The following is a 23224-nucleotide window of genomic DNA, read 5'->3' on the forward strand; positions in this document are numbered from 1 at the left end:
TCTTTAAAGTTCCAGTGATCGCGCCCTTTGTTCTCTGATAGCATTCAAAACTCCAACAAGGGCTCCTCCCTCGCTGGCTCGTTCTAGATGGAGAGTCTCTCCCCCCATGGCCGCTATCGTCTCGGCTGTACTCAACCGAAGGGCATCTAGATCGTAACCGCCCTCTAGGAATGCCAAGCGCCGACCCCCTGGAACGAGTGAAAAGAGCCACGTAATGAGCGAGCCAAAGTCACTTGAGGTCAATCCCAGATCGCAAAGAGGATCCCCAATATGGCTATCAAATCCAGAAGAGGCTACTACCCAGGTTGGAGAGAACTTCTCGATAGCGGGCATCAAGATCTGCTCGATCGCACCAAAATAGGTAGCACCGGTTGTACCTTCTGGAACCGGGATATTTATTGTGGTTCCCAGTCCCTCTCCAACTCCAACTTCTGAGGCGCGTCCTGAACCTGGATAGAGAGGATATTGGTGAACTGATGCGTACATTACGTCTTTACTTGAATAAAAGATATCTTGAGTCCCATTGCCGTGGTGTGCGTCGTAGTCAAAGATCAACACCCTTTCACCTTGGCTAGCAAGGGAGGCGGCGGCAACTGCAACATTGTTAATTAGACAAAACCCCATCGCACGATCTATCACGGCGTGGTGGCCCGGAGGTCGAACAGCTAAAAAAGCGCTATCGGCCTCATTGTCACCAAGGCGGCGTATGGCATCTAATCCAGCTCCTGCCGCAAGGATGGCAGCATCCCATGAAGCCACAGAGACAGAGGTATCAGGATCTAGTCGTCCGCCACCCATAAGGCAGAACCGTCTCAGAGCATCGATATAGTTCTTATCATGCACGCGGTAGAGATCTTCCATCTTGGCTGGAGTTGGCTCGAAGTGAATAACCGCCTCACCAACCCCTGACAGATCCACACCCTCTAGTACGGCCTCCAAACGCTCTGGACGCTCTGGATGATCAGTTCCGGAGTCATGCTCATGGAATTTTTTATGAGTACCAACAAGTATTGCCATCACCCAATAGCTTAGGTCCACAGCGCCCTAGAGTAATAATCACCATATGGAAATTTCAACAGCAACAATTATCAAGTGAAAGAGACTCCCATCTGAACTCGGGGTCTCCAGTTGTTGACATTGCCTTTGCCCTTTAAACAACTATGGCATCGATCTCAACGGAAACCCTAATAACTTGGGGAATCCCTCCTATTGACTCAAGATCATTTCCAACGAAGCTTTCGCCATCTAATCCATCAAAAACAATCCCGACTCCCCCAAATATTACATTTATCTTGTGATCAATAACAACCACATCGATATTTTCCAGATGCTTTATAGCAATAGATCGCCGCTATTTAAAACATCTAGTCCACTCTTTAGAAAATAACTAAATGAAGCTATAAAATCTACTCGGGATACAAACCTAATGTTAACAATTGTCAACGTTTCAAATTGTCAACGTTTCAAATTGTCAACAAAGTGGCCTAGGATGAATCAAAGTGAATAATCATAGATTCTCAACATCTCACCGTAAGGAATGTCACCGCAAAATAGCATCCTCGGAACGATCTAACATTTGAAGCTTGAAGTCGTCACCTCAAACCACCCAAGTCACTCTAACTCAATCTAAGCGGTTTGTAGTCTGGACCTAGTCCTATAAAAATAAGTGAAAAACAAAGCTAAATATAAAAAATATTTCATAGATTAATCGCTTCATGTATAAATGCAAAGTCAATATAGGATCTACATTAAAATCAAAAAGAAAAATATTTTCAAATCAAGACTCTAAAATTATGGATTCTACCAATAGATATACAACCTCATATTGATCCGCTCTGAATCACTTATTTCTCCAAATAAAATTCGATAGCCCCTCTAGAAGATTCTCATATGCGAGTATCGACCTCTAGATTCAAAGTCATACAAGTTGAATGAACTTCCAATACCCAACAACAATTGAACAATCACTGTTACCTCAGGATCCTTGGCAAGAAGCAAAATACCAACTGGCAGCGTCCATGGAACCATCTCACCTTAGATAAAAACCATTACTAAACCTAAAGCATCGCCGTAGGAGCCTGCCATCTAAGGTGAGATTGGTTAAGTACCGTAAAATAACGAGAGACAAATGCGAGCAATTTTCTTAGACCGTGATGGAGTTTTGATAGATAATGTCGTTCGAAGCGACCAGACTGTTGGCAGTCCAAGAAGCAGGGCTGATGTAATCATCAACCCACTCTCAGTGCAATTTGTAGAGTCACTCCGTCAACTCAGCTATAGCGTTGTGGTAGTAACTAACCAGCCTGACATCGCTCGCCATCTACTTTCGCTAAATGAACTCCTTGGAATAAATTCATTAATAGCCAATAGAATTCCTGGAATTGAAAGTATTGCGACCTGCATTCACGACAAAGACGACGGTTGCACCTGTAGAAAACCATTGCCCGGAATGTTAACTAAAGCCGCGAAGCGACTTGGTATCGATTTAAATCAAAGCTGGATGATTGGTGATAGAAGTTCTGATATCGAAGCGGGAGCTGCTTGTGGGGTAAGGTCGATTTGCGTTCCATCGCTTCTTAGTCATAGTCGACCAAGACGTACCTGCGAATCCCACTATCCACACTTCCAAGCGGACGATCTTATCGATGCACTGCGAATCATCACCGCTAATTCGATCTAGCGGATTTATCGACTAAATGCCGCTCAACATAGTCAAACGATTCAGGTGTACCTATCTCATAGTAGAGCGCCTCTGTGGGCAACGCTCGAAGTTGCTGTCTCTCAGCCAATCGGGAGTAAATCTCAGACAGATCAAATCTCGTCTCTGAAATACCAAGATCTAAGATATGGTCTCGATTTAGCAATGAAATTCCAAAATCAATCCAGTCTTTATCAGCTACATCCACTTTGGAATGACTCTTGACCAGGTCACCTTCTATTGCAGTATTGCAGCGTCCATCGACTCCATTTTGTGGCCTTGAAACCACAAGGACGCTTCTTCTCTCAGGATCTAGGTTCGAAAACCTTGTGATCTCTTCATATGAAATATCCAGTAAGGTATCACCGTATGTAAGAAAAAAGTTATCTGGTAGAAATGCGAGTGCCCTAAGTAAGGCTCCACCTGTGCCTCTTAAAGTTGGCCCATCGTCTACCATAGCAACAGGAACCGCGCTATCTCTAACCGACAGCGAAGCACTTATAGCCATAGAGCCCTTGCCGGTCAATAAAAAGACCGAATCAATCTTATTTTGATAGAATTCCGCTAACTTCCACTCTAGGAAATCAGCTCCACCCAAGGGCAACAATACTTTCGGTCTGCCCTTTGCCAAGGCCTCTATCCGGGTACCCAAACCACCCGCCAAAACAACTGCGACGTTCATTACCACGCTCTCAAGGTGGTAGTTCCTTCGTAATCAATCGCAATGGGAACTTCTTGAAGGCCATTCTCCTCCATGGCAAGACGAAGTTTAGCTGGATGATCAGTCGAAAAGAGTAAAAAGCCGCCACCTCCAGCACCAATCAACTTGCCGCCAAAAGCACCGGTAGCTAACCCTTTTTGAATAATTACATCCATCTCATCGTGAACCAATGAAGGTTGACGATGATACTTCAGCTCCCACTGGCGAGTCAACATTCTTCCAAAGCCTTCAACTTCGCCATTTGCTAGAGCTTCAGCAGCAATATATCCCGCCTTGCGCACCGACTCTAAATTATCGACAATTGCTTTAGTTGTACCGGCCCCTCTGGCGAGCGTCTTGAGTTCCTCTGAAGCAGAACGTCTAATACCTGTATAAAAAAGCATCAGAGATCTCTCAAAATCACGCCTATCGGCCTCGCGCATGACAATTGGGGTAACCGAGACGGATTCATCGCTGCGAAATTCAAAAGCAGTAATTCCACCACAGGCAGCAATATATTGGTCTTGCTTTCCCACTGGCTCGTTCAAGACGTTTATCTCAATGTCGCTGGCAATTGCCGCTATCTCTTGAGCCGAGCGAGGATCTCTCGAATAAGAAGATAGCGCTCTTACCAATCCAACACCAAAACTACCCGAACTTCCCAGACCCGTTCCAGCCGGAATATCAGCAATTGACGTTACTTCAAGAGCACCTGGAGAATCAAGTCTCTCCAAAACAGCTCGTATCATGGGATGTCTAATCTCGGAGACCTTGGCTACGTTCTCTATCTCAGAGTATTTAAGGAGGTAGCGATCCTCGAAATTGCGATGTATTGCAATGTAGATATGCTTGTCAATCGCCGCTGCAACTAAAAACCCGGAACCATGGCTTCGATAAAACGACGGAAGATCGGTTCCACCCCCACCAAGAGAGATTCGCAAAGGGGTTCTTGAAATTATCATGCCTCATAGGACCTTTGAACGATTTCAAAGACAGCCCTAGAATCAAAGACTGTGGCGCCAATTGATTCATTTCCCTCTATTGCGCCGATAAAGTCCACTATCTCACGCTTCCAGGAAAGATCGTCTGGTTTGAACTCCACGGACGATATCTGAGGGGGCCCCAACTTCTCCCCCATGTCGTATATCCGGAAGGTCTCCGCGCCATAAGAACCGCCCAAACCTGAAACCTCGACCTTTGCACTTTCGCAGAAGACCTCTAGCAAAAACTTGTTTTTCCATTCTGTCCAGCTAGCGTGCAAAAGCGCTTCGAATCCCGAATTAGAGCCGGCAAGATTTAGGATGGCGTTATCCTCAACTTTGCCTCCCCAAAAGATGTTCGAAATACTTGAAAATTTGTATAAAAGATCTTCCCCTGTTAGGAACCTCACCAGATCAATCAGATGAGAGCCTTGATCTAACAGTTCGCCACCTCCAGAAATAGCTGGATCAAATCGCCATTCGCGTTCATAGCCAAGGCGACCACCATGGCCATAAACAGCCCGAATAAATTTAACTTGCCCATATCTTCTAGAGAAAATCGCTTCGCGCATCGCCAAGATCCCCGGATGAAAGCGATGATTAAAGCCAACCGCTATCTTTGAGTCTGAGCCACTATGGGCTATAAAGTCGATCAAAGAAGTTACATCCTCCAGCGACATGGCACCGGGCTTTTCTAGAAGAAGATTGACATTAGATTCAACCACAGCCATTGCAGCCTTAGTTAACTCGCAATGAGGAGTCGCTACAACAATGACTCCATCCTTACCAACTGAGGAGATCAGCTCTTGGATCGTTGATTTAGCTACCGATCCAAAAGAGTGCGCCAGAGTACTAGCCCGACTCTCATCAATATCGAAGACGCCCGCCATCTCAAAGCCAAGCTCGGCCAAAGCTCCGCTGCGCTTCTTGCCGATAAGTCCGGCTCCGATTAGACCAAACCGTTTGCTTACGCTAGCCATGGCTCATAGTATCCAATCATTTTCAAGAATCCATTTGACGGTGTCCTTGACAGAACTCTCGATCGACCTTTGAGTTGTCCATCCAGCGAGCTTTGCTTTATCGACGTCAAGCAAGATAAGGGGATTATCCCCGATCCAACCCCGATCTCCTCCGCTATAGGTAATGTCTGGGTCGAGACCCATCACTGAGGCAATCCACCTAGCCGAAGAATTCACCGTTGAGAATTCGGGTGTACCTAAATTAAAGACGTCAAAGCCAGAATCCGATCGAATGTCAATCAAAGCTCTCACGCAGTCCTCGACATGCATATATGATTTACGCTGATTGCCATCTCCTAGGATATGAAGCTTGGATGGATCTTTAGCGAGCTGTCTAACAAAATCAATGACGTGACCATGTGAGTAACGAGGGCCAAGAACTGACACGAACCTGAAAGCCGTAACCCTAAGCTTTTTCGCATGGGCATAAGCGGCTAAAAAGCCTTCGGCTGCAATTTTGGAAGCACCATAAAGACTTGTTTGAGTTGGTATCGCCACATTCTCAGGGGTGGGAAAGATCTCTGCTTCACCGTAGATCGAACCAGTCGAGCTAAAAACAAAATCTATGACACCTTCGACTGCTGCTGCGTTAGCTACATTTAACGTAGCGATAACGTTTTGATAGGCGTCCCTATCGGGATTGTTCCACCCATCGCGTACATCTGCATTCGCTGCAAGATGAAATACGGTATCTATCCCCGCCATGGCCGATCGCAACTCATCGACGTCCCCCAACAGGTCGCCACGTCGCACATCTGCATTCGACGTCTCTAGAAACTCGCCGCGACCAGTGGAAAAGTTATCAAAGATCCTAACGTTGCATCCGATTCGTACCAATTGGTCGGCCAAATTCGATCCAATAAAGCCGGCACCGCCAGTTATAAGTACATTTCTCATTTAGAAGTAATGCTCTCCCAAACCGGCTTGGACTCGATCACCTTAGGGTGTCCTACAATCAAATGCCATATGACTGCTTGAAACCCCTCCACTTGCGTTGTCACCGTGGCATCATTGACCGTTGGAATTATCACCGAAGCCGTTGAATTTTCCCCTAGGTGACCGCCATCTCTACCGACTACGCCCACGACACTAGCGCCAATGGAATTTGCGTAATCAACGACTCTTACCAACTGCATGCTCACTTTACGGGCGGCGTCGCCACCTCCTACCGAAAAAACAAAAACAGCATCATTGCTTGAAAAACGCGAAGCCTTCAGCCATTCAACGTAACATTCTTCCCAAGATTGGTCGTTTATGCGCGCAGTCAATTCACTTACGTTATCTGAGATACAGTACGATTCAATCCCTAGCAATTTCCTAAAATCGCAGGTAGCATGAGAGGCATGACCTGCTCCCCCACCGGAACCCGCAAAAAACACCCGCCCGTTCCGACCTTTTACGTCAGAAATGACATCAACTAATCGTTCGATACTGTTGACGTCAATCAGTTGGGCAATTTTAGATGCTTCGGACAAGAAGTCCTCAACGTAGGTCATATAGCCACCTTGTTCTCGCTACAATTTAGATCTGAAAAGCATCCAATCAAAACCACTGGTAAACGTTTATCACCGTAAACGCATTCTTGTATTGTACCAACCTAAAATCACAGACCTGTTGAAAGCGAAACTAACTTGACAGCAAATACAATCGATTTAGACCTTTACGTAGATGCCGCAGATCTCAGCGCCATAGCAGAATTCATGAATAACCCCCTTGTAAAGGGATTCACAACAAATCCGACACTTATGAATAGGGCGGGCGTTAAAAATTACGCGGCCTTCGCCTTCGAAGCCGCCCAACTGGTTAGCCCCTTTCCCCTCTCGCTTGAAGTATTCGCAGACGATGAGCAAGAGATCTATGATCAAGCAATCGACATCTCAAAAGTTTCACCAAATGTCTTCGTAAAAGTACCTGTGACTAACACCAAAGGACAGAGCCTAGAAAAAACGATTCATAAACTCGCCGACAACGGAGTCAAGATAAACGTGACTGCGCTCATGACGATAGATCAGGTCGAGAGAGTGTCGAATGCGCTAATCTCTGGGGTCGATGCAATAATATCGGTCTTTGCGGGGCGAATCGCAGATACCGGAACTAATCCCATCCCGATCATGAAAAGTTCGTCAGAGATCACCCACACCAAAGTCGGACACAAATTGCTATGGGCGAGTCCGCGCGAGATCCTAAATCTAATCCAAGCTCAAGAGTCCAATTGCGACATCATTACCATGACACCAGATCTCTGGAAAAAGTTACCTATGCTTGGAAAAGATTTGACCGATCTTTCCCTAGAGACGGTTCAAATGTTTTACAACGACGCTACTGCAGCCGGATATTCGCTTTGAACAACTGATATAGATAGCTACAGTCGACCCTTAGCCCTTAGCTCGTATTAACAACGAACTAAGGTTCGACTGGCAACAAGATGGATTCATAGATTTTGAGAACGATACAAGCCAAATATAACTACGCACAGCGTGCGGATCGCATAAGCGTTATCATGCCGGTTTATAACGAGATTTCTACGATTAAAGAGGCAATCAAATCATTTCAAGATGCCTACAAATTAGATAGCCGCCTAGAGTTGATAATCGTAGAGAGTGCGAGCGATGATGGTTCGCGAGAATATGTCACTAAATTCCAGGATGAAAAGGGAATATTGGTCATTCTTGAGGAGCGCCCATTCGGCAAAGGTCACGCTGTGCGCAACGGAATCAGCCATGCCAAGGGTGACATAATCTCGATTTTCGATGCTGATGGGGAATATGTCTTCTCCGACATTTGGAAACTAGTTGACGCTATCGAAGATGGACGTGCGTCATTCGTCCTCGGAAGTCGACACGGACCGGGTCAAAAGGTCAGGCAATTTGGAAAACACAATTGGCTTGCTCAATCGATGAATCTTATGCATTGGATCTTTGCAACCATGATCAATCTTGCATTTGACGTACGTATCCGCGATCCGTTTACGATGTGGAAGGTATTTCGAAGAGAGATCCTAGATCATCTAGAGCTCGTAAGTGATAGGTTTGATCTCGATTGGGAAATTATCTGTAAGTTCGCGATCTTGGGCTTCGTGCCACTTGAGATTCCAATAAATTACATCTCCAGAGACTATAGTCAAGGTAAAAAGGTAAAGCTTATTAGCGATCCAATCTCGTGGATAGTACTACTCCTCAAGTTGCGATTCAGCCAAGCCACCAAAGAACTCCGTTCGACAAGAATCTAAATCCAAATAGCCAATTCTCAACATAACAAGACTTTCCAATGAGGGCCACTCAAAGATTCGAGTGGCCCTCATTGGTGTCATCTGCGTTACATCGCGACCATCTCGGTATCGAACGATTGCCAACCAGTAACGCTAGTTAAAACTTCCAAATCTCATCTGACCCCGTTCAATCTGACCCCGTTCAATCTGACCCCGTTCAATCTGACCCCGTTCAATCTGACCCCGTTCAATCTGACCAAATCAAATGTTTAGCAAAAACAGAACCTAAGAATGCGGACGAGCCCCCTAACACAGAGCCCGTTACATCACCTTTGATCAAAGGCTACGTAAAACCTTCGCCACTTGACAAAAAATCATGCGAACCCTTCTCCTTTAGAAACACAAGGGTAACCGAATTAGTCGTGACTTACAGACCTCAGCCCAAACCACCACATCGATCCATTGCATTAGAAACTTTTGTAAATACCTACTCACTTCTTTAGAGATTCCACTCGAACAAAGAGGAGGTTGCGACGGATATAGTTTGACAATTTGCCACATTGATAAACCACCAATGCCGCTAGCTCCTTATCATGGATAAGGGCTTCACCGTCAGGCCACTCAAGGATGAACGGGTTGCAATTTTTACACTTTACTAAAACGCCAAACCTAGAAAAGGACAAATTTAAATATGTCGCATGTGATCATCACCGGCGCCAGTAGGGGTTTGGGAGCAGCTGTTGCTCTACGAGCTTCTAACTTAGGTTGGGACGTCTCCATTGGTGCACGTTCGAGAGTCGATCTTGATACGATCTCAAAGCTGCTCAACCCAAAACAAAACAATCACGCAAACTCACTCGATGTGTCAATTGAGAAAAGCGTCACTGAATTTTTTAAAAATGCAGTTAATCACAACGGACCTGCCTCTGCGGTCGTTCACTGCGCTGGAATCTATGGACCATTTGGGCCATCAAACTCAATCAGGGCAGACGAATGGATACGTACTATCGAAACCAATCTCATGGGCACTTTCTACGTTGCTCGCTCTGCTATCGACATGATGCTTGAGCACAACGGCGGCAAAGTAGTTCTACTAAGTGGGGGCGGTGCAACCAATCCGATGCCCAATATTTCAGGCTATGCCGCAAGCAAAGCAGCGGTCGTGCGATTGATGGAAACACTAGCCTTAGAGGTTCAAGAGCACAACATTCAAATCAATGCAGTAGCGCCAGGTCTCCTTGACACTGCGATGCTAGATGAAGTTATCAAAGCCGGACCAAGTGCTGTTGGCGAATCATTCTTCAAACGGATGGTGCAGGCTAAATCAGATGGAGCCGACTCCATGGACAATGCCGTGGAATTGATATTATTCCTAATGAACAACAACGTACCAGGACTCACTGGAAGGCTAATAAGTTCGAAGTGGGACGAATGGAGATCCTGGGATGCCAATACTTCAATATTCAATAGCCAAGATATCTTTACCCTGCGGCGTCAGGTAACTCCCTGAAAAGTAATAAGCCAAAAAAGACCCGGCAACCAGATGCAGCACTTTAGCTAAGCGATCGCGAAAACTACGCGGCTCACCATTTTCACTACGGTCGCCACAGCTTATTAATCGGCTCAGCCAAGAGTCCAAAAGTCCATTGCGTGCAAATAAGACTACGTTCATCTAATAGCTATTTCACGAAACCCACGTCAAAGGTTATGTCCCTAGTCCTGAGACCCTAGTCCAATCGACCTCAAAAATTCGACGATCAAACCGCAACAGAGAGAAACCTATGCCCAATAGATTTTGAATTTGAAGAAAGTAAATGAGAATTTAGTTCCAATCCAAGATACGAGACCCCTATTTGAAGGTTGGCCCATGAGGTGATCGACCATCCATGTCTCGCAAGGACTAATATAATTCAGTATTTAATATAAAGATAATGACCGATCGCAAAATTAAGGGCGACAATTGAGCTGATAAGATATCCTAATCTAACAATTCGAACGAGACATAAAAGCTTTATAACTTCTCGAATTATTAATCTTCGGGTCAGCGTCGTATTCAATTTGCAACAAGTAAACGATATCTAAAATCAAAAAATAAATCAAAATATCATAGAAACAGGGGCTAGACAATAAAAACGATCAAAGATCAGACACCAATAGATCATACAAACCAAGCCCCTGTTAGCATTCTACGCAAGGACGGGTCACGCGACAAAACACTCGATCTTGCCTCAATTGTGGTAATGACGCTAATCATTCTTGGCCGATATTACAAAATCCTGTTAGGGCAAGCGAGTCTCTTTAGCGACACCAATATTATTCCTAAAAGCTACTCTGTGGCCGACCCAGTGGCTGGGTCACAGATAACCTACTATAAAGAAATAGCCGTCAACCATGCTTGGTCGCTAGGACACCTGCCGATATGGTTACCCAAAGAAGGTTTAGGAATCACCCTGGCAGGAAACCAAGCCGCACCTTGGTTTGTACCTGAGATAGTACTGCATCTTCTCTTTCCACACAATCTATCGATATGGAATGTCGTTGCCTTGACTATTGGAGCGTGCGGCTCCTATCTTTTTGCCCGCGCCCTCAATATTAGCTACCTCGGTTCGATCGTAGTTGGCCTATCGTATTCCTTGAGCGGACCTGCGATCGCAAATCTCAATCTAGATATGATCAATCCTCTTATGGTGATGCCCTATCTCGCTTTAAGCTCCACGTATTTAATTGATGCAATCAACCTAAACCGCAATAAGTACCTGTGGATCGCCATAAATACGTTCGTTGCATCTCAATTGTTCTTGTCGGGCTTCGTAGAAGTCTTACCGATTGAACTCATCACAATTGGGCTAATCACATTGACGATGATCCTAAAGACTAAAGGCTCCTGGCAATCAAAGATAGCGATGGCTGCGCTTTGGTCAGCTACGTTAATCGCGGGCTTCGTTGCTGCATTGGTTGCAATCGTACCATTTCTGACACCACTAACCAGCTATTATTCATTTCAAGACACCAAAAGTTGGTCGCTACATAACCCACGGTATTGGCTCCTGTCACTCTTTGACTACTGGTCATTTGGCAAAGCAATAACATCGGGCTCCTTGCAAATCAACAACACCGTTTGGACCGCGGGAACACCAATTCTTTTTGGACTGAGTGCTACGGCCCCGATAGCACTATTTATAAAAAGACCTTCCAAAGACAATCATCGAGCGATCGCCTTGGTCATGACCGCAGTAGTCATCTTCGGGATACTAGGATTCAACGATACTTTCTCGGTACTAAACATCTTTCAACTTCCTCCGCTGAACCTAATAGCCATGGTTCGATTCCTGCCATTTTTATGGTGGCTGCCCCTATGTATTCTGGCTGGATTTGGGATCGATGCATTGAAATGGCGACTTCCGCTTATATCAGGCTTTTTATTAACGGCTAGCATAATCGCACTACTTTGGTTAGACATTTTCAAAAAGGGTCCAGCGATCTTTGCGATAATTTCAAAGACCAATCTGTCATCCACAATCGCTACAAACCTACCAATTATAGCGATTTCCATAGCGCTACCCCTTGTCATCGTATTTCTACCGAATAAATTTAGAGCTCCAGTCGCCTCCATCGTAAGCATTTGGATGATTCTAATAATGGTTCCTAGCACCTTCTATACAACTAAAGTGCCCACATCTCAAATACGAAAAATTAGCCAAATCCTAACCAACAACGGCTACCAAAACTCGCTTACCTTCTCACCCTTCAATTATCTTCTTCCGTCGATATTGATCAAGAATTCAATTCCGAGTATTCAAGCATTTGATGTTTATTTTCCTAAAGGCTACGCCTACTCACTTAAAAAATATTTCGGAAATCAATCGCCATTTCAGCCGCAATCACCGATCTTTCCCTTTGCTCCAGCAATGATCAACGTCCCCATAGATTATCAAACAATACCTGAGCTAAAAGCGCTCGGCGTTGAAGTTGTCATTGTCTCCAATCCATTAAATTTAAGCCGCGAAATTCCATTATCTGCGGTAAAGATCTCGAACGTTCCACAAAGCCTAAATGTATCCCAACAAAGCTTTCAAAAGGCATTCACAACACTTTTGAATATCTACGACTCACGACCGGATCTACAAAAGGCATTCACAATTGACAAAAGCGGTACAACACTCCTGAAATGGGCAATCAGCGTCACAAATAGCTCGGACACATCTGCGCCCCAACTGGCTCCGTTTGATCAAATATATAAGAGCACGCTCTCTTACTTGCGCACCCAACCGAATTTTACGATCTACAACTATTCAACGAGTGGATTTCGCAAACCTCAGCTTCGCCTACTAGGAAAGACGCTAGTCCAAGGGCAAATTGAGTTCATTTACGACATAGCAAATGGCAAAAATAGAACTCCGTTATGGGTCCCAAAGACAATCAATTACTCTAATAATCGCAATCAGGATCCGATAGCCATCTCCTCGAACTCAGTAACGATCGAGGCATCTAATCTATCAAAAACTCTTCAAAATAATGCTGTCAATTTGACTTCAATACATTTCACTGAAAACTCGTCTCAAATGTCGGCAAGCTTCAAAGCCGCCAGATCTGGAATTGTAGTAATTAGGCAACAAATATCACCCGGTGAAACAGTTACAGTCAACAACCACAAGACCAAAGTTCTCCTGGTAGACAACTTTATGGCCGGAGTCAAAGTAAGAGCCGGAAATAACTCAATCAAAATTAGCTTTACTTCACCATTACAATTAATAATCTTTTGGGGAGACCTCTTGCTAAACTTTGCTTTATTGACAACAATAATAGTTCTTTATTTCGGTAGAAGGCTAGGATCTGTCTGCCAAGATAAACAAAATGATTATCTTGCTCAACTAACCGAAGGGTAAACAATCATACGAACACTTTCAATTCCTCCTAGTTATTTGGGAATAAAAGTGTTAGATTTAGCTTGCATCACTTTCTGAGATTAACTATTTGAAATTATCGAGAAGCTGTGGTGCCTAAACCTGTCACGTTATTCTCCTGCGCCTCGGTCAATATTTTTAGGTCTTATTTAGTTTGTATGTCGCTTATTTTTACCTTCAAAGCGAAACAATTCCACAAAAAAAGTCATCGTGGAGCGACTTTCTCGTCCATCACCCGGCTACAGATCACAATCCTCAGCACACAAGTAAATCAATTCCACATCCGATCTTGACCATAGAGCCTTAAGGTCACAAAAAGTACAACAGAACTGAACATAGAGGCATTCAAAATTTCGATTTGAAATGCCTCTATACTTAGAGTGAAGGCGACTGCTTGCTTTACATGCCGATTTTTGGATCTATGACTCAAAACCATTTACACATCAAAGAACCGATAAATCGTATTTTGACAAAAGGTAACTCCTCGAAACAAACAACTTTGAGCTCTCTAGCTGGCACCGTGGTCACATCGAACGACAGCCAATCCCATAGCCGCCTGACTAAAAACACCAAAGATATAAGCCGCCACACAACGCATTTGTCTAGGTACCTTTAGAAACAAACAAACCATTACCCCGATCTCCACATACGATAAAATAGAGACGTAGCGCTCAATAGAACGTCACAAGAATATGGGCCATCGAATATCATAGGAATCCTTGAGCTAGCTCTCAATTTAGCTATCTCCGTCAGAGGATCGAGACGTGGCAACCCCTTAGAAGATGCCGATATCAACAATCTAACAAAAGTACCATTAGCATTGACATGGTCGAAGACCACCGTCCACAAACCGTGGTCTGAGCCAGAGTAGTCAAGAGTGTAGGTTGCGACCTAAGTACAATGCAGGGGCATGGAAAGCTTCGATGGCGCTAAGTCAAAAGTTCAATCTAGCCAGGATCCTCACGAATAGGGATAACTATGACTCTCAACCCAATAACCTGCATTTTTATTTGGCAAAAGTTAGACCAAGTTCAAATACATACCGGAACAACAATTACTCGAATAATTCAAGGCTAAGAACAAAGGCCTTTGGCCGACTACTTACTTCGATCGTCTTTCTCGCAACCTTTTTCACCTTCGGGGCGATCTTTGTCGGGCCCATCGCATCATCGTCCGCAGCTGCCGCAGAGACGTCGCCCTCAATCACAGTTACAGCAGGTCCTTCCATAGCACATCTAGGAAGCGGCTATGTAATTTCCATAAAGGTCACCAACGCACCCTCACACTCAGCTATAGAGGGCTTGCTCTATCCAAAACTTCAAAATCGAAGCGAGTTAAAGTATCTAAATAATGCTGGGAGTCTCAGCTATCCAATCGCATTTTCTAGACCGGTATCGGTTCCAGGTAACCAAACGGCAACTTCCACCCTTGTAATACCGATCTCATTTACCGCGCCGGGTTCGGCTAGTTCTAACAAATCAGGCTTCAACCTCGATCTCACTGATTGCGCCAACACATGCGATGGTGTTTACCCATTGGTAATTACCATGATCCACAAAGGAGCCACGATCGCATCTCACGCAATTCCTATAGCTATTTTGAGTCCGGCCGTCCCTAGTACCGTTCCTCTTGGACTCGGGCTAAACATAGATCTAACTTCTCTAAAGAATGCAAATGCCATCCCAGTTATCTCTGAGCTTGCTAATCTTCTATCGACCTATCCGACCCTCTCGCTCACCCTAAGCTTTAGCGCCCAAACTCTAGAAGTAATCAAAACCTCGAAATCGCAATCCGCTCACCAAGCGTTACGCACGATCGCCAGCTGGGCCTCTCAGCCAAACCACCAAATTCTCATCAATAGTGTCACTCCGTTGAATTTGGTGCAGTTGGATGCTTCTAACCTTCTTAGTTACATCGCCCAAGATAGCGCCCTCGCCTCAAAGATTGCAAGCCAAGTCGGCCTTACACCAGCTACATCGCCCAAAATATTTGTTACCCAAGGACCCCTTGATAACTCTGCCCTTAGCGCGCTTGCTAACGATGGCTTTCATCAGGTTGTGACCGCTGGCAACAACCTCGACCTTCCTGACCTAAAGTACACACTTACAGCCGGGTTGAGAATACCTCAGGGAGCTTCGAATCCAGTTTCAATATTAAGCCAAGACCCAAAATTAAAGCAAGATCTTCAAAAACCATCAAATGCCTTTGAGAAATCAAACTTTACGATCTCTGATTTGGTATCGGTCTTTGAAGATCAACCTAATGATTCAACACAGCGAATAATGTCGCTTACCCTACCTGTCAATAGCTCAAACCAAATAGCTGTTGCCAATGACTTCCTTGGCTCTTTATCGGGTGCAAAAGTGATAAAAATCATGACACTTGGTCAAGCATTCGACGCGTTAAATTCCGCTAAGCCAAAAGCTCAGTGGCTGGAGACTTCTCTCACACGACAAAGACACTCCCAAATAGCCAATCTTGCCACCTTCAATAAAACTGCTATCAAATTAGCTGCTACAAAGAGTGCCTTGATCAATAAGAAACTCGCAGATCCAATGACCCTTTGGCTTATGGAAGCGCTATCATCGAATAACTCGCAATCTCAAAACCAAAGCCTTCTAGCCAATATCAACTCATCGATCACCAAAATCTTCTCGGGTGTTTCACTTCCAAGCAATAGAACTGTCACATTGACTTCAAATAATGCAAGCGTTCCCATCTCTGTTACTTCACATTCGCATGTTGGCCTGATGCTTCGCCTTGGGCTATCTAGCGACCGCCTCAATATACCAAATGGCAACAACGAGCTAGTAAAAGTAGTCTCTGCCACAAATACCGCTACCTTTGTTATCTCGACCAAAACTCTTGGAATCTTCTCGGCCAAAATGACACTGTCGACACCAAAGGGAAACCTAGAGATCGCATCCACTCAAGTAGTTTTTAGATCTCTTACATTTTCCACGGTTGGATCGCTGCTAACGATCTTGGCGCTGCTAACCTTAGGATTTTGGTGGCTCAGAACCCTATTTAGAGGACGGTCGCGAAATCAAAATCTCATACCCCGCCAAGCCCCTCAGAGTCAAGTTGAATCAAAGGACCAAACAGAACCACCTGCCTTCGACCAAGAAGCCGCCTTACAATCCGACCAAAGCTCTATTGATGAGACTGATTAACAAATGAAAAAGATGGAGTCTTTGATTGGGAACGTAGCCACCAGGCGCCGAAACGCTGGAGCTATGGCCATTGGCACGATAATATCGCGCGTAACTGGACTTCTTCGCCTCTCTGCAATTGCATGGGCACTTGGAATTTACACGATCTCAGATATCTTCAACCTCTCCAACAACGCACCTAATACATTTTTCGATCTCTTGATTGGGGGCGTACTAGCCTCCACGATCGTTCCGGTGATGGTAAAAGCATCGTCTCGAAAGGCTAAAAACGAGGTCTGGGAGTCCCTTTCAGCCATCACGACTGTTACCGTTGGAGCCTTAATAATTGCCACCTTGATCTTTGAATTAGTGGCAGGGTTGATAATTCATGGTTACTTCCTCTCCAACCATGCACCAAATCGTGACCTTCAAATACGAGCGGCAATAAATCTGCTTAGGTTCTTTGCCCCACAACTCTTCTTCTATGGGGTCATCTCAATCGGAACAGCCCTACTTAACACCTTTAGACACTTTGCCGTCCCCGCCTTTGCGCCCATTGCCAACAACGTCATAGCTATCATCACCCTGGCAATCTTTCACTTCTCATTCTCCTCTCTAACTGAGGCACAAAAGCTGAACTCTCTCGCAAATGGCGGTTCACTACTTTGGCTCTTAGGGATCGGAACTACTGCGGGGGTAGCACTTCAATGTGCAATCGTCCTATATGCAATGAGAGGACGAGGCTTTGCCCTCTCTGTTCGTTTTGACCTCTCCAACCCCGCGGTAAAAGAGATCACTCGCCTTTCGGGGTGGACCTTTGGTTATGTGCTTGCCAATCAAGTCTCTCTATTTTTCATGCTCACCCTTGCAGAGGGCCACTCCCCCGGCTCTGTGAGTGCCTATAACAATTCATATCTATTTTTTCAGCTCCCCTATGGCATTGCAGCCTTTTCGGTCATGGCTGCAATCTTGCCAGACCTTGCCGAATACTACTCCCACCACGAGATAGGGGCCTTCCGTCGCAACTTAACTCGTGGGGCTCGAATCTCGGTAGCCCTATTGATCCCCTTCAGTGCCATCTATGTCACCATGTCACATCAGATAGTTCAGATTCTCCTTGGCCACGGAGCAGCAAGTGCTATTGGCATCAACTTGACATCCAAAAGCCTTATCGCTCTAGGCCTTGGATTACCGGGATTCGGAGCCTACCTAGCACTCGTACAAGGCTTTCAAAGTGCAAGGCGAGCCAAAGAGGTATTTTGGATCTATTTCATCGAGAACCTGCTAAATATTATTCTGGCAATAGTTTTAATCCATAGCTATGGCGTCTTTGGTCTTGCTCTCTCAGTCTCGATTAGCTACAGCGTCTCAGCGGTCATCGCAGCCATTGTCATGCGCCGACTAGCGCTTTCACCTTATTTGAGATCTCTTTTATACTCTTGGATTCGCATTGCGATACCGTCATTAGCCATGGGGATAGTCATAAAGGTTGTCTCAAACTACCTAGGTGCTTCAAATGGGGCTAAATTGATTGTCTATATTGGCGTCGAACTTATATTGGGGTCAATTGCCTTCGGTTCAGTTGTGGCCTTAGGTTATGGAATTTCAACAATCACCAGAAGCGGAAGAACAACAAAATGAGCAAGATCAAAATCATAACGGATTCAGCTTCGGATATACCGCCGCATTTGATCGACGAACTACAGATAGGTATCGTTCCACTTACTATTACCTTCGGCGATAAGTCCTACAAAGACGTAATCGAATTGAGCGTCGAAGAGTTCTGGGAAAAGTCACAAAGCTCGCCAACCCTTCCGCAAACGGCCGCCCCTTCTATAGCGGCTTTCGTCGAAGCCATGACAGAGGCGATTGAGAGTGGTTATGACGGAATTATAGTCATCACTCTCTCCTCGAAACTTTCAGCAACTTATCAAAGCGCTACCCGCGCTAGCGAAGAGGTCGGCCAATCAAAGATTCCGATAATAGTCATCGACTCTGAATTGGCAACATATGGCCAAGGCTCACTAGCCGTTCTAGGAAGTGAAAACTCCTCGTTGCCAATCGAAGAATTGGCAACTTTGATTAGGAACACAAAAGCGAGAACGCGCGTCTTTGGGGCCTTAGACACTCTTGATAACCTAAGAAAGGGCGGCAGAATAGGCCCTGCAGCCGCAACGCTGGGCTCAATCCTCTCAGTAAAGCCGATCATCGAGGTAAAAGACGGGGTAATTGAGGCACCTTCAAAGCAACGCACCCGAAAGCGCGCGCTTGAATATCTCTACGACCTCGTTCAAGGCCAAGCGGACCAGATAGAAAAGATTGCGGTGATTAGCGCTTTAGCGCCAGACACCGATGAGTTCGTCGCAAAGATAAAAGAGATCACAAAACTAAAAGATATCCCAGTGGCGATAATTGGACCTGTAATTGGCTCCCACAGTGGCCCAAGGACTATTGGGGTGGCCTTCACCCTTCAAGAAAAAGCCCACTGAGATAACTTTGGCATTAGGGCTTCTAGAAGGAAAAAGCATTTTATCGGGTACATGGGGCGAATAAACTAATTGATAGTTGAAGACTTCTTTTGCCCCAAATTTTTCGAATCATAAGAGCCAGATCAAGTTATCGAGTTGGTTCATTTAGAAAAACTAGATTTAGAAAAACTAAATAAAGACGAGATGCGTAGATGCCTTCAAGTGAACACTAACCAATTCGAACTGATGAAGATATTTAGAACAACTAGAGCCAACTGGAACAACTTAGATACACCTAAATCTATTGATTCCAAATCCACCCAGACCACAATAACGATTTGACAACGGAGATTCCAATGGACCAAGAGATCAATCCACAAAGCGCCCCGTCCAAAAAGAGCGACTGGCCAGAACGCGCGACAAACTTGGTAATTGAAGTTACCGATTCGATCAGAGAAAAGGGGATCTCACCCATCTATCGAATAGTGAGAGTTCTGATCTTCGGCCTTTTGGGCGCAGCCCTTGCCTCTACCGTAGCGATCCTACTATTAATTGGCATCATCCGAGCGATGACGGTCTATCTCTTTGGAGACAATGTCTGGATCACCTACCTAGTTTTGGGAGTTATTTTCAGCGCCGCGGGGTTCTTTATATGGTCAAAGCGAATCAAAGCGCTCAATGATTAAAGATTTATAAACCAAGGAACAATAAAAAGATGACCCAAAAGACTAAGGTAGCAATCGTCGGATCGGGACCAGCCGGACTCACCGCCGCCATCTATAGCGCAAGAGCTAATCTATCCCCCGTAATGATCGAAGGAGAGATCTCCTCCACCTCGGATCAGCCAGGTGGACAATTGATGCTTACAACAGAGATTGAGAACTTTCCTGGCTTTATCAATGGAATTGATGGTCCGGAATTGATGGGGAACTTCAAAGCCCAAGCCGAGCGATTCGGAACTTTGATACACAGCGCCAAAGTCTCCAAGGTGGACTTTTCCACTCGCCCATTTCGTCTTTGGACCACAGATCAAGTTGGAGATCTCAATGATCTTGATCCAGCCTATGAGACCGACAGCGTCATCATTTCAACTGGAGCTAGATCATTGATGCTTGGCGTTGACCGAGAGATAGAACTAATCGGCCACGGGGTCTCGACTTGTGCCACATGTGATGGATTTTTCTTTAGAGGAAAAGAGATTGCTGTCGTCGGTGGTGGAGATTCAGCCATGGAAGAGGCGATCTTCCTTACAAAATTTGCAACAAAGGTTTACGTGACAGTACGACGCCACGAGCTACGAGCCTCTAAAATCATGGCCGATCGCGCTATGGCTAACACCAAGATCGAATTCATCTGGGAATCTGTCGTTAGTGAACTTATCGGTGAAAACTCCCTCGAGGCGATAGTTCTGCAAAACAGAGCCACCAAGGAGACCTCGAAGCTATTAGTCACGGGTCTTTTTGTTGCTATCGGCCACGTCCCCAATACCGACATATTCCAGGGTCAGATCGACCTTGATGAAAATAACTACATCATCACCCATGATGGCACCTACACCTCCGTGGAGGGAGTATTTGCCTGCGGTGATGTTCAAGACCACAAATATCGTCAGGCTATAACAGCTGCAGGGTCGGGATGTATGGCGGCAATCGACACAGAGCGCTGGCTCGAACACCAAGTGACCCATTGACTCAGGCCAGATAAAGGAATAGACCAACCTTAAAATTGCGTTTTAAATGACGAGCGCTAATGTCGATCGAATTGGTCGTATTTTGGTAGCTAACTAATGGCGAAAGGCTAGATAAAAAGATGGAAATTTTAAAGGATAAATCCTTTGACGAGCAACTGCTAAACAATGATCTTTTGCTCGTAGACTTTTGGGCAGAATGGTGTGGCCCTTGCAAGATGATAGCTCCGATACTAGAGGAGATTCAGCGCGAGAAAGAGGGAGTACTCCAGATCGGCAAATTGGATGTCGACGAGAACATGGAGACGGCACGCCGATACGAGGTAATGAGCATTCCGACACTAATTCTCTTCAAGAAGGGCGAGCCAGTGCTACGCATGGTGGGAGCTCGATCGAAATCAGCACTACTTCGCGAAATAGAGGCACACCTCTAAGGTCCATGACAGAGCGTTCGTTCAAAGCTGGCGCCAACGAAGAATTTGAGAGCGACCTCGGCGAGGCCGATATCCCGATTGGACCAGGGTCTAAACCCACTTCAGTAGGACACCTACAGCGGCTACTTACCCAATGTGGGTATGTAGCCGTAGATGACTTAGGTACCTTTGGCTCCTCAACCAAAAACCAACTTCGCGCATTTCAGCAGTCAAAAGGTATCACTCCAAATGGAATCTGTGATGGATTGACTTGGCATGTCTTAATTGAGGCCCACTGGAAGTTGGGCGACCGCCTGCTCTATCTAAAGACGCCCATGCTTAGAGGTGACGATATTGCCCAACTGCAAGGTCGTCTCTCATGGCTCGGCTTTGATCCAGGCAAAGTAGATGGTGTCTTTGGACCAAAGACCCTTCGAGCCGTAGGAGAGTTCCAAATTAATGTGGGTCTCTCTGGAGATGGCATATCAGGAGCAGAGACCATAGCCGAACTGGAACGAAACATCGGTCGTAGTTCGGTTACAGTAACTAGCTTCAAAGAAGCCTTGCGCTTTGGAGACCCGGCAAAAGATATAAGAACATTAAAGCTTGCCATTGCGGCCCCGCTCAGTCTTGCCGTGAATGCCGAGATGATCCGCCAATCGCTAAACAAAGAGGGCATTCGCTCCACTAGCTTTATCCATCCCGACATCACTACCATCGCAAGCCTCACCAATACCTCCGGTGCAGATCTCTCGATCTTCCTTGAAATATCTCGCTCAAACCAAGGATGTATCTCCTACTTTCAAGGCTTCAGATATACATCAACTATCGGGCGATCTATCGCCCAAACTATCGCAGATGAGTTAGAAAAAGTCCTACCTATACCGTCGGTTGAAGTATTAGGTTCTACACATAGAATGCTCCAACTTACAAGAACACCATCTGTAGTAGTAGCAATCGGGGAGCCACACCTATGGAGCCTCTACTCCATCGAGATATCAGCCGCTATTATTAGCGGCCTGACCAGCTGGAAAGCTGACCAACAGTAGTTATACACAGGGTTATCCACAACTGTGTAAATCTCAGATTAAGGTTTAGATTAAGACCATCTAAACCTTAAAGTTAGACTTTACCTACCACCTAAATAGATCGAAACAACTCTAAAACACACCTGAGATACCATCGCCATCCCCATAGCAAAAATAATGAAGGCTTCTCAAAAAAACAAGGGCCAAATTGGATCTTCGGAAATAAGCGGTATTCCGGTACCAAGATCGACCAGGAATCGGCAAGTTATTGAGCGTTCTGAGGTGATTGGCCAGATTGAAGCCGTCATTCGGAGAGGTCTAGGCTACACAACCCGTGAACGGGTAAGAGGGGCCAAGGGGGTTCTCCCTGGTGTCTTACTTATTGGGTTGGTTGGTTCCTGTTACGAACCAAGTGCGCTAGAGATCTGCGTTGTCACCGGGGTAACAGTAGCTAGTAGTGACCAGTCAGGCTTACCAGCCGCCAAGAGCGCTCTGATTCTAAAGTTCGCAAAGTTCGTCATCCCAAAGGCGATGCGCTTAATCCGCTTAATGAGGTTGTTCATCGACTCTGTCGGTCCATTGGTCACGAAGGACGTGTGCCAGGCCAGGATCTCATCATGCCAGCTTTTCAAGGTTCTCCCAAGTAGTTGGACCTCGGGGGGTCGTTGGTTGTCGGTGAAGTCACTGATAAGAGCATCGAGGTGGTCACTAGCGAGTTTTGGGTCACGATAGGTATAGAGCTCTCGTAAGGACTCCTTGGCTCTCCATGCGGTAGCTACCTCGTTGTCTGGGTCACCTAGTTCAAGTAGGTGAGTAAGTTTGGCGTTGGCACCCTCGGTGAGTCTCTCCTTGGCCATAGTCAGGAGTCGCCGGATGCGATAGAGGGGATCCCCACCCCTGCCTCTGTGACCAAGGATGTTCTGTTGTACCCTTCTTCTCACCTCATCAAGGCGAGTGTTGGCCAGCT

Annotated in this window: 20 protein-coding genes and 1 pseudogene; 12 read left to right on the forward strand and 9 right to left on the reverse strand. The window is 45.7% G+C overall.

The window, feature by feature from the left end:
* Window positions 1-3 precede the first annotated feature (3 nt).
* Window positions 4-1017 carry a histone deacetylase family protein gene (locus tag AXFE_RS11575; RefSeq protein ID WP_152626051.1) on the reverse strand — a complete coding sequence of 338 codons (1014 nt, stop codon included), beginning with the start codon at window positions 1015-1017 and terminating at the stop codon, window positions 4-6.
* An 858-nt stretch (window positions 1018-1875) separates the two neighbouring features.
* Window positions 1876-2028 (reverse strand): hypothetical protein, encoded by a 153-nt coding sequence (locus AXFE_RS20050; protein WP_160291843.1) that lies wholly within the window; start codon window positions 2026-2028, stop codon window positions 1876-1878.
* Window positions 2029-2128: 100 nt separating this feature from the next.
* On the opposite strand from AXFE_RS20050, the gene AXFE_RS11580 reads away from it, so the two are divergent.
* Window positions 2129-2680 carry a D-glycero-alpha-D-manno-heptose-1,7-bisphosphate 7-phosphatase gene (locus AXFE_RS11580; RefSeq protein WP_052606063.1) on the forward strand — a complete coding sequence of 184 codons (552 nt, stop codon included), beginning with the start codon at window positions 2129-2131 and terminating at the stop codon, window positions 2678-2680.
* On the opposite strand, the gene AXFE_RS11585 is transcribed toward AXFE_RS11580, so the two are convergent.
* Genes AXFE_RS11585 through AXFE_RS11605 form a run of 5 tightly spaced genes read right to left on the reverse strand, consistent with a single transcriptional unit; the run spans window position 2667 to window position 6893 of the window.
* The gene (locus tag AXFE_RS11585; protein ID WP_052606069.1) at window positions 2667-3380 is read right to left on the reverse strand and encodes an NTP transferase domain-containing protein; all 714 of its coding nucleotides are present in this window, start codon (window positions 3378-3380) and stop codon (window positions 2667-2669) included. The two genes, AXFE_RS11580 and AXFE_RS11585, sit on opposite strands and share 14 nt — an antisense overlap.
* The gene (locus AXFE_RS11590; protein WP_052606072.1) at window positions 3380-4360 is read right to left on the reverse strand and encodes a GHMP family kinase ATP-binding protein; all 981 of its coding nucleotides are present in this window, start codon (window positions 4358-4360) and stop codon (window positions 3380-3382) included. The genes AXFE_RS11585 and AXFE_RS11590 overlap by 1 nt, the downstream gene beginning before the upstream one ends.
* Window positions 4357-5358: a Gfo/Idh/MocA family protein gene (locus AXFE_RS11595; protein WP_052606074.1), complete on the reverse strand. Its 1002-nt coding sequence runs from the start codon at window positions 5356-5358 to the stop codon at window positions 4357-4359. The genes AXFE_RS11590 and AXFE_RS11595 overlap by 4 nt, the downstream gene beginning before the upstream one ends.
* 3 nt (window positions 5359-5361) lie before the next feature.
* On the reverse strand, window positions 5362-6294 hold the full coding sequence (locus AXFE_RS11600; RefSeq protein WP_052606076.1) for an NAD-dependent epimerase/dehydratase family protein: 933 nt from the start codon (window positions 6292-6294) through the stop codon (window positions 5362-5364).
* Complete coding sequence (locus AXFE_RS11605; protein ID WP_052606078.1) at window positions 6291-6893, reverse strand: phosphoheptose isomerase family protein; 603 nt, start codon at window positions 6891-6893, stop codon at window positions 6291-6293. Before AXFE_RS11605 ends, AXFE_RS11600 begins: the two co-directional genes overlap by 4 nt.
* 135 nt (window positions 6894-7028) lie before the next feature.
* Here AXFE_RS11605 and AXFE_RS11610 point away from each other — a divergent pair, with 135 nt between their 5' ends.
* Together AXFE_RS11610 and AXFE_RS11615 are read left to right on the forward strand one after the other, a co-directional pair.
* Window positions 7029-7742, forward strand: a complete 714-nt coding sequence (locus AXFE_RS11610) for a transaldolase (protein ID WP_200891270.1) — start codon at window positions 7029-7031, stop codon at window positions 7740-7742.
* Window positions 7743-7837: 95 nt separating this feature from the next.
* Window positions 7838-8626, forward strand: a complete 789-nt coding sequence (locus tag AXFE_RS11615; protein WP_152626052.1) for a glycosyltransferase family 2 protein — start codon at window positions 7838-7840, stop codon at window positions 8624-8626.
* Window positions 8627-8778: 152 nt separating this feature from the next.
* On the opposite strand, the gene AXFE_RS21520 is transcribed toward AXFE_RS11615, so the two are convergent.
* Window positions 8779-8865: a pentapeptide repeat-containing protein gene (locus AXFE_RS21520; RefSeq protein ID WP_407071686.1), complete on the reverse strand. Its 87-nt coding sequence runs from the start codon at window positions 8863-8865 to the stop codon at window positions 8779-8781.
* A gap of 431 nt (window positions 8866-9296) precedes the next feature.
* On the opposite strand from AXFE_RS21520, the gene AXFE_RS11620 reads away from it, so the two are divergent.
* The 9 genes and pseudogenes from AXFE_RS11620 (at window position 9297) to AXFE_RS11660 (ending at window position 22278) form a co-directional block, all read left to right on the forward strand.
* A complete protein-coding gene (locus AXFE_RS11620) occupies window positions 9297-10115 on the forward strand; it encodes an SDR family oxidoreductase (protein ID WP_052606082.1) in 819 nt (272 codons plus the stop codon).
* 730 nt (window positions 10116-10845) lie between these two features.
* On the forward strand, window positions 10846-13491 hold the full coding sequence (locus AXFE_RS11625; RefSeq protein WP_152626053.1) for a hypothetical protein: 2646 nt from the start codon (window positions 10846-10848) through the stop codon (window positions 13489-13491).
* A 902-nt stretch (window positions 13492-14393) separates the two neighbouring features.
* Complete coding sequence (locus AXFE_RS11630; RefSeq protein ID WP_152626054.1) at window positions 14394-16682, forward strand: DUF6049 family protein; 2289 nt, start codon at window positions 14394-14396, stop codon at window positions 16680-16682.
* Between the two features lie 12 nt (window positions 16683-16694).
* Complete coding sequence (gene murJ / locus AXFE_RS11635) at window positions 16695-18302, forward strand: murein biosynthesis integral membrane protein MurJ (protein WP_160291844.1); 1608 nt, start codon at window positions 16695-16697, stop codon at window positions 18300-18302.
* A complete protein-coding gene (locus AXFE_RS11640; protein WP_052606091.1) occupies window positions 18299-19150 on the forward strand; it encodes a DegV family protein in 852 nt (283 codons plus the stop codon). The genes murJ and AXFE_RS11640 overlap by 4 nt, the downstream gene beginning before the upstream one ends.
* Window positions 19151-19485: 335 nt before the next feature.
* A complete protein-coding gene (locus AXFE_RS11645) occupies window positions 19486-19815 on the forward strand; it encodes a hypothetical protein (protein WP_052606093.1) in 330 nt (109 codons plus the stop codon).
* A 29-nt stretch (window positions 19816-19844) separates the two neighbouring features.
* The gene (gene trxB / locus AXFE_RS11650) at window positions 19845-20819 is read left to right on the forward strand and encodes a thioredoxin-disulfide reductase (protein WP_052606095.1); all 975 of its coding nucleotides are present in this window, start codon (window positions 19845-19847) and stop codon (window positions 20817-20819) included.
* 113 nt (window positions 20820-20932) lie between these two features.
* Window positions 20933-21250 (forward strand): annotated as a pseudogene (trxA, locus tag AXFE_RS11655) (thioredoxin); the annotation flags it as partial.
* A gap of 5 nt (window positions 21251-21255) precedes the next feature.
* The gene (locus AXFE_RS11660) at window positions 21256-22278 is read left to right on the forward strand and encodes a peptidoglycan-binding protein (RefSeq protein ID WP_052606099.1); all 1023 of its coding nucleotides are present in this window, start codon (window positions 21256-21258) and stop codon (window positions 22276-22278) included.
* Between the two features lie 380 nt (window positions 22279-22658).
* Here the strand turns inward: AXFE_RS11660 and AXFE_RS11665 are convergent.
* Window positions 22659-23224: transposase (locus AXFE_RS11665; protein ID WP_160291722.1), on the reverse strand; the 566-nt coding region annotated here is incomplete at its 5' end.

Origin of the sequence: Acidithrix ferrooxidans (genome assembly GCF_000949295.1) — a bacterium.
Classification (GTDB): domain Bacteria; phylum Actinomycetota; class Acidimicrobiia; order Acidimicrobiales; family Acidimicrobiaceae; genus Acidithrix; species Acidithrix ferrooxidans.

What these genes read in the sequence shown, in the direction of transcription:
- murJ (WP_160291844.1), top strand. Translation starts at nt 16,695, where the DNA reads ATGGAGTCTTTGATTGGGAACGTAGCCACCAGGCGCCGAAACGCTGGA.
- AXFE_RS20050 (WP_160291843.1), bottom strand. Translation starts at nt 2,028, where the DNA reads ATGGTTCCATGGACGCTGCCAGTTGGTATTTTGCTTCTTGCCAAGGAT.
- AXFE_RS11590 (WP_052606072.1), bottom strand. Translation starts at nt 4,360, where the DNA reads ATGATAATTTCAAGAACCCCTTTGCGAATCTCTCTTGGTGGGGGTGGA.
- AXFE_RS11625 (WP_152626053.1), top strand. Translation starts at nt 10,846, where the DNA reads ATGACGCTAATCATTCTTGGCCGATATTACAAAATCCTGTTAGGGCAA.
- AXFE_RS11580 (WP_052606063.1), top strand. Translation starts at nt 2,129, where the DNA reads ATGCGAGCAATTTTCTTAGACCGTGATGGAGTTTTGATAGATAATGTC.
- AXFE_RS11605 (WP_052606078.1), bottom strand. Translation starts at nt 6,893, where the DNA reads ATGACCTACGTTGAGGACTTCTTGTCCGAAGCATCTAAAATTGCCCAA.
- AXFE_RS11620 (WP_052606082.1), top strand. Translation starts at nt 9,297, where the DNA reads ATGTCGCATGTGATCATCACCGGCGCCAGTAGGGGTTTGGGAGCAGCT.
- AXFE_RS11600 (WP_052606076.1), bottom strand. Translation starts at nt 6,294, where the DNA reads ATGAGAAATGTACTTATAACTGGCGGTGCCGGCTTTATTGGATCGAAT.
- AXFE_RS11640 (WP_052606091.1), top strand. Translation starts at nt 18,299, where the DNA reads ATGAGCAAGATCAAAATCATAACGGATTCAGCTTCGGATATACCGCCG.
- AXFE_RS11585 (WP_052606069.1), bottom strand. Translation starts at nt 3,380, where the DNA reads ATGAACGTCGCAGTTGTTTTGGCGGGTGGTTTGGGTACCCGGATAGAG.
- AXFE_RS11595 (WP_052606074.1), bottom strand. Translation starts at nt 5,358, where the DNA reads ATGGCTAGCGTAAGCAAACGGTTTGGTCTAATCGGAGCCGGACTTATC.
- trxB (WP_052606095.1), top strand. Translation starts at nt 19,845, where the DNA reads ATGACCCAAAAGACTAAGGTAGCAATCGTCGGATCGGGACCAGCCGGA.
- AXFE_RS11575 (WP_152626051.1), bottom strand. Translation starts at nt 1,017, where the DNA reads ATGGCAATACTTGTTGGTACTCATAAAAAATTCCATGAGCATGACTCC.
- AXFE_RS11645 (WP_052606093.1), top strand. Translation starts at nt 19,486, where the DNA reads ATGGACCAAGAGATCAATCCACAAAGCGCCCCGTCCAAAAAGAGCGAC.
- AXFE_RS11660 (WP_052606099.1), top strand. Translation starts at nt 21,256, where the DNA reads ATGACAGAGCGTTCGTTCAAAGCTGGCGCCAACGAAGAATTTGAGAGC.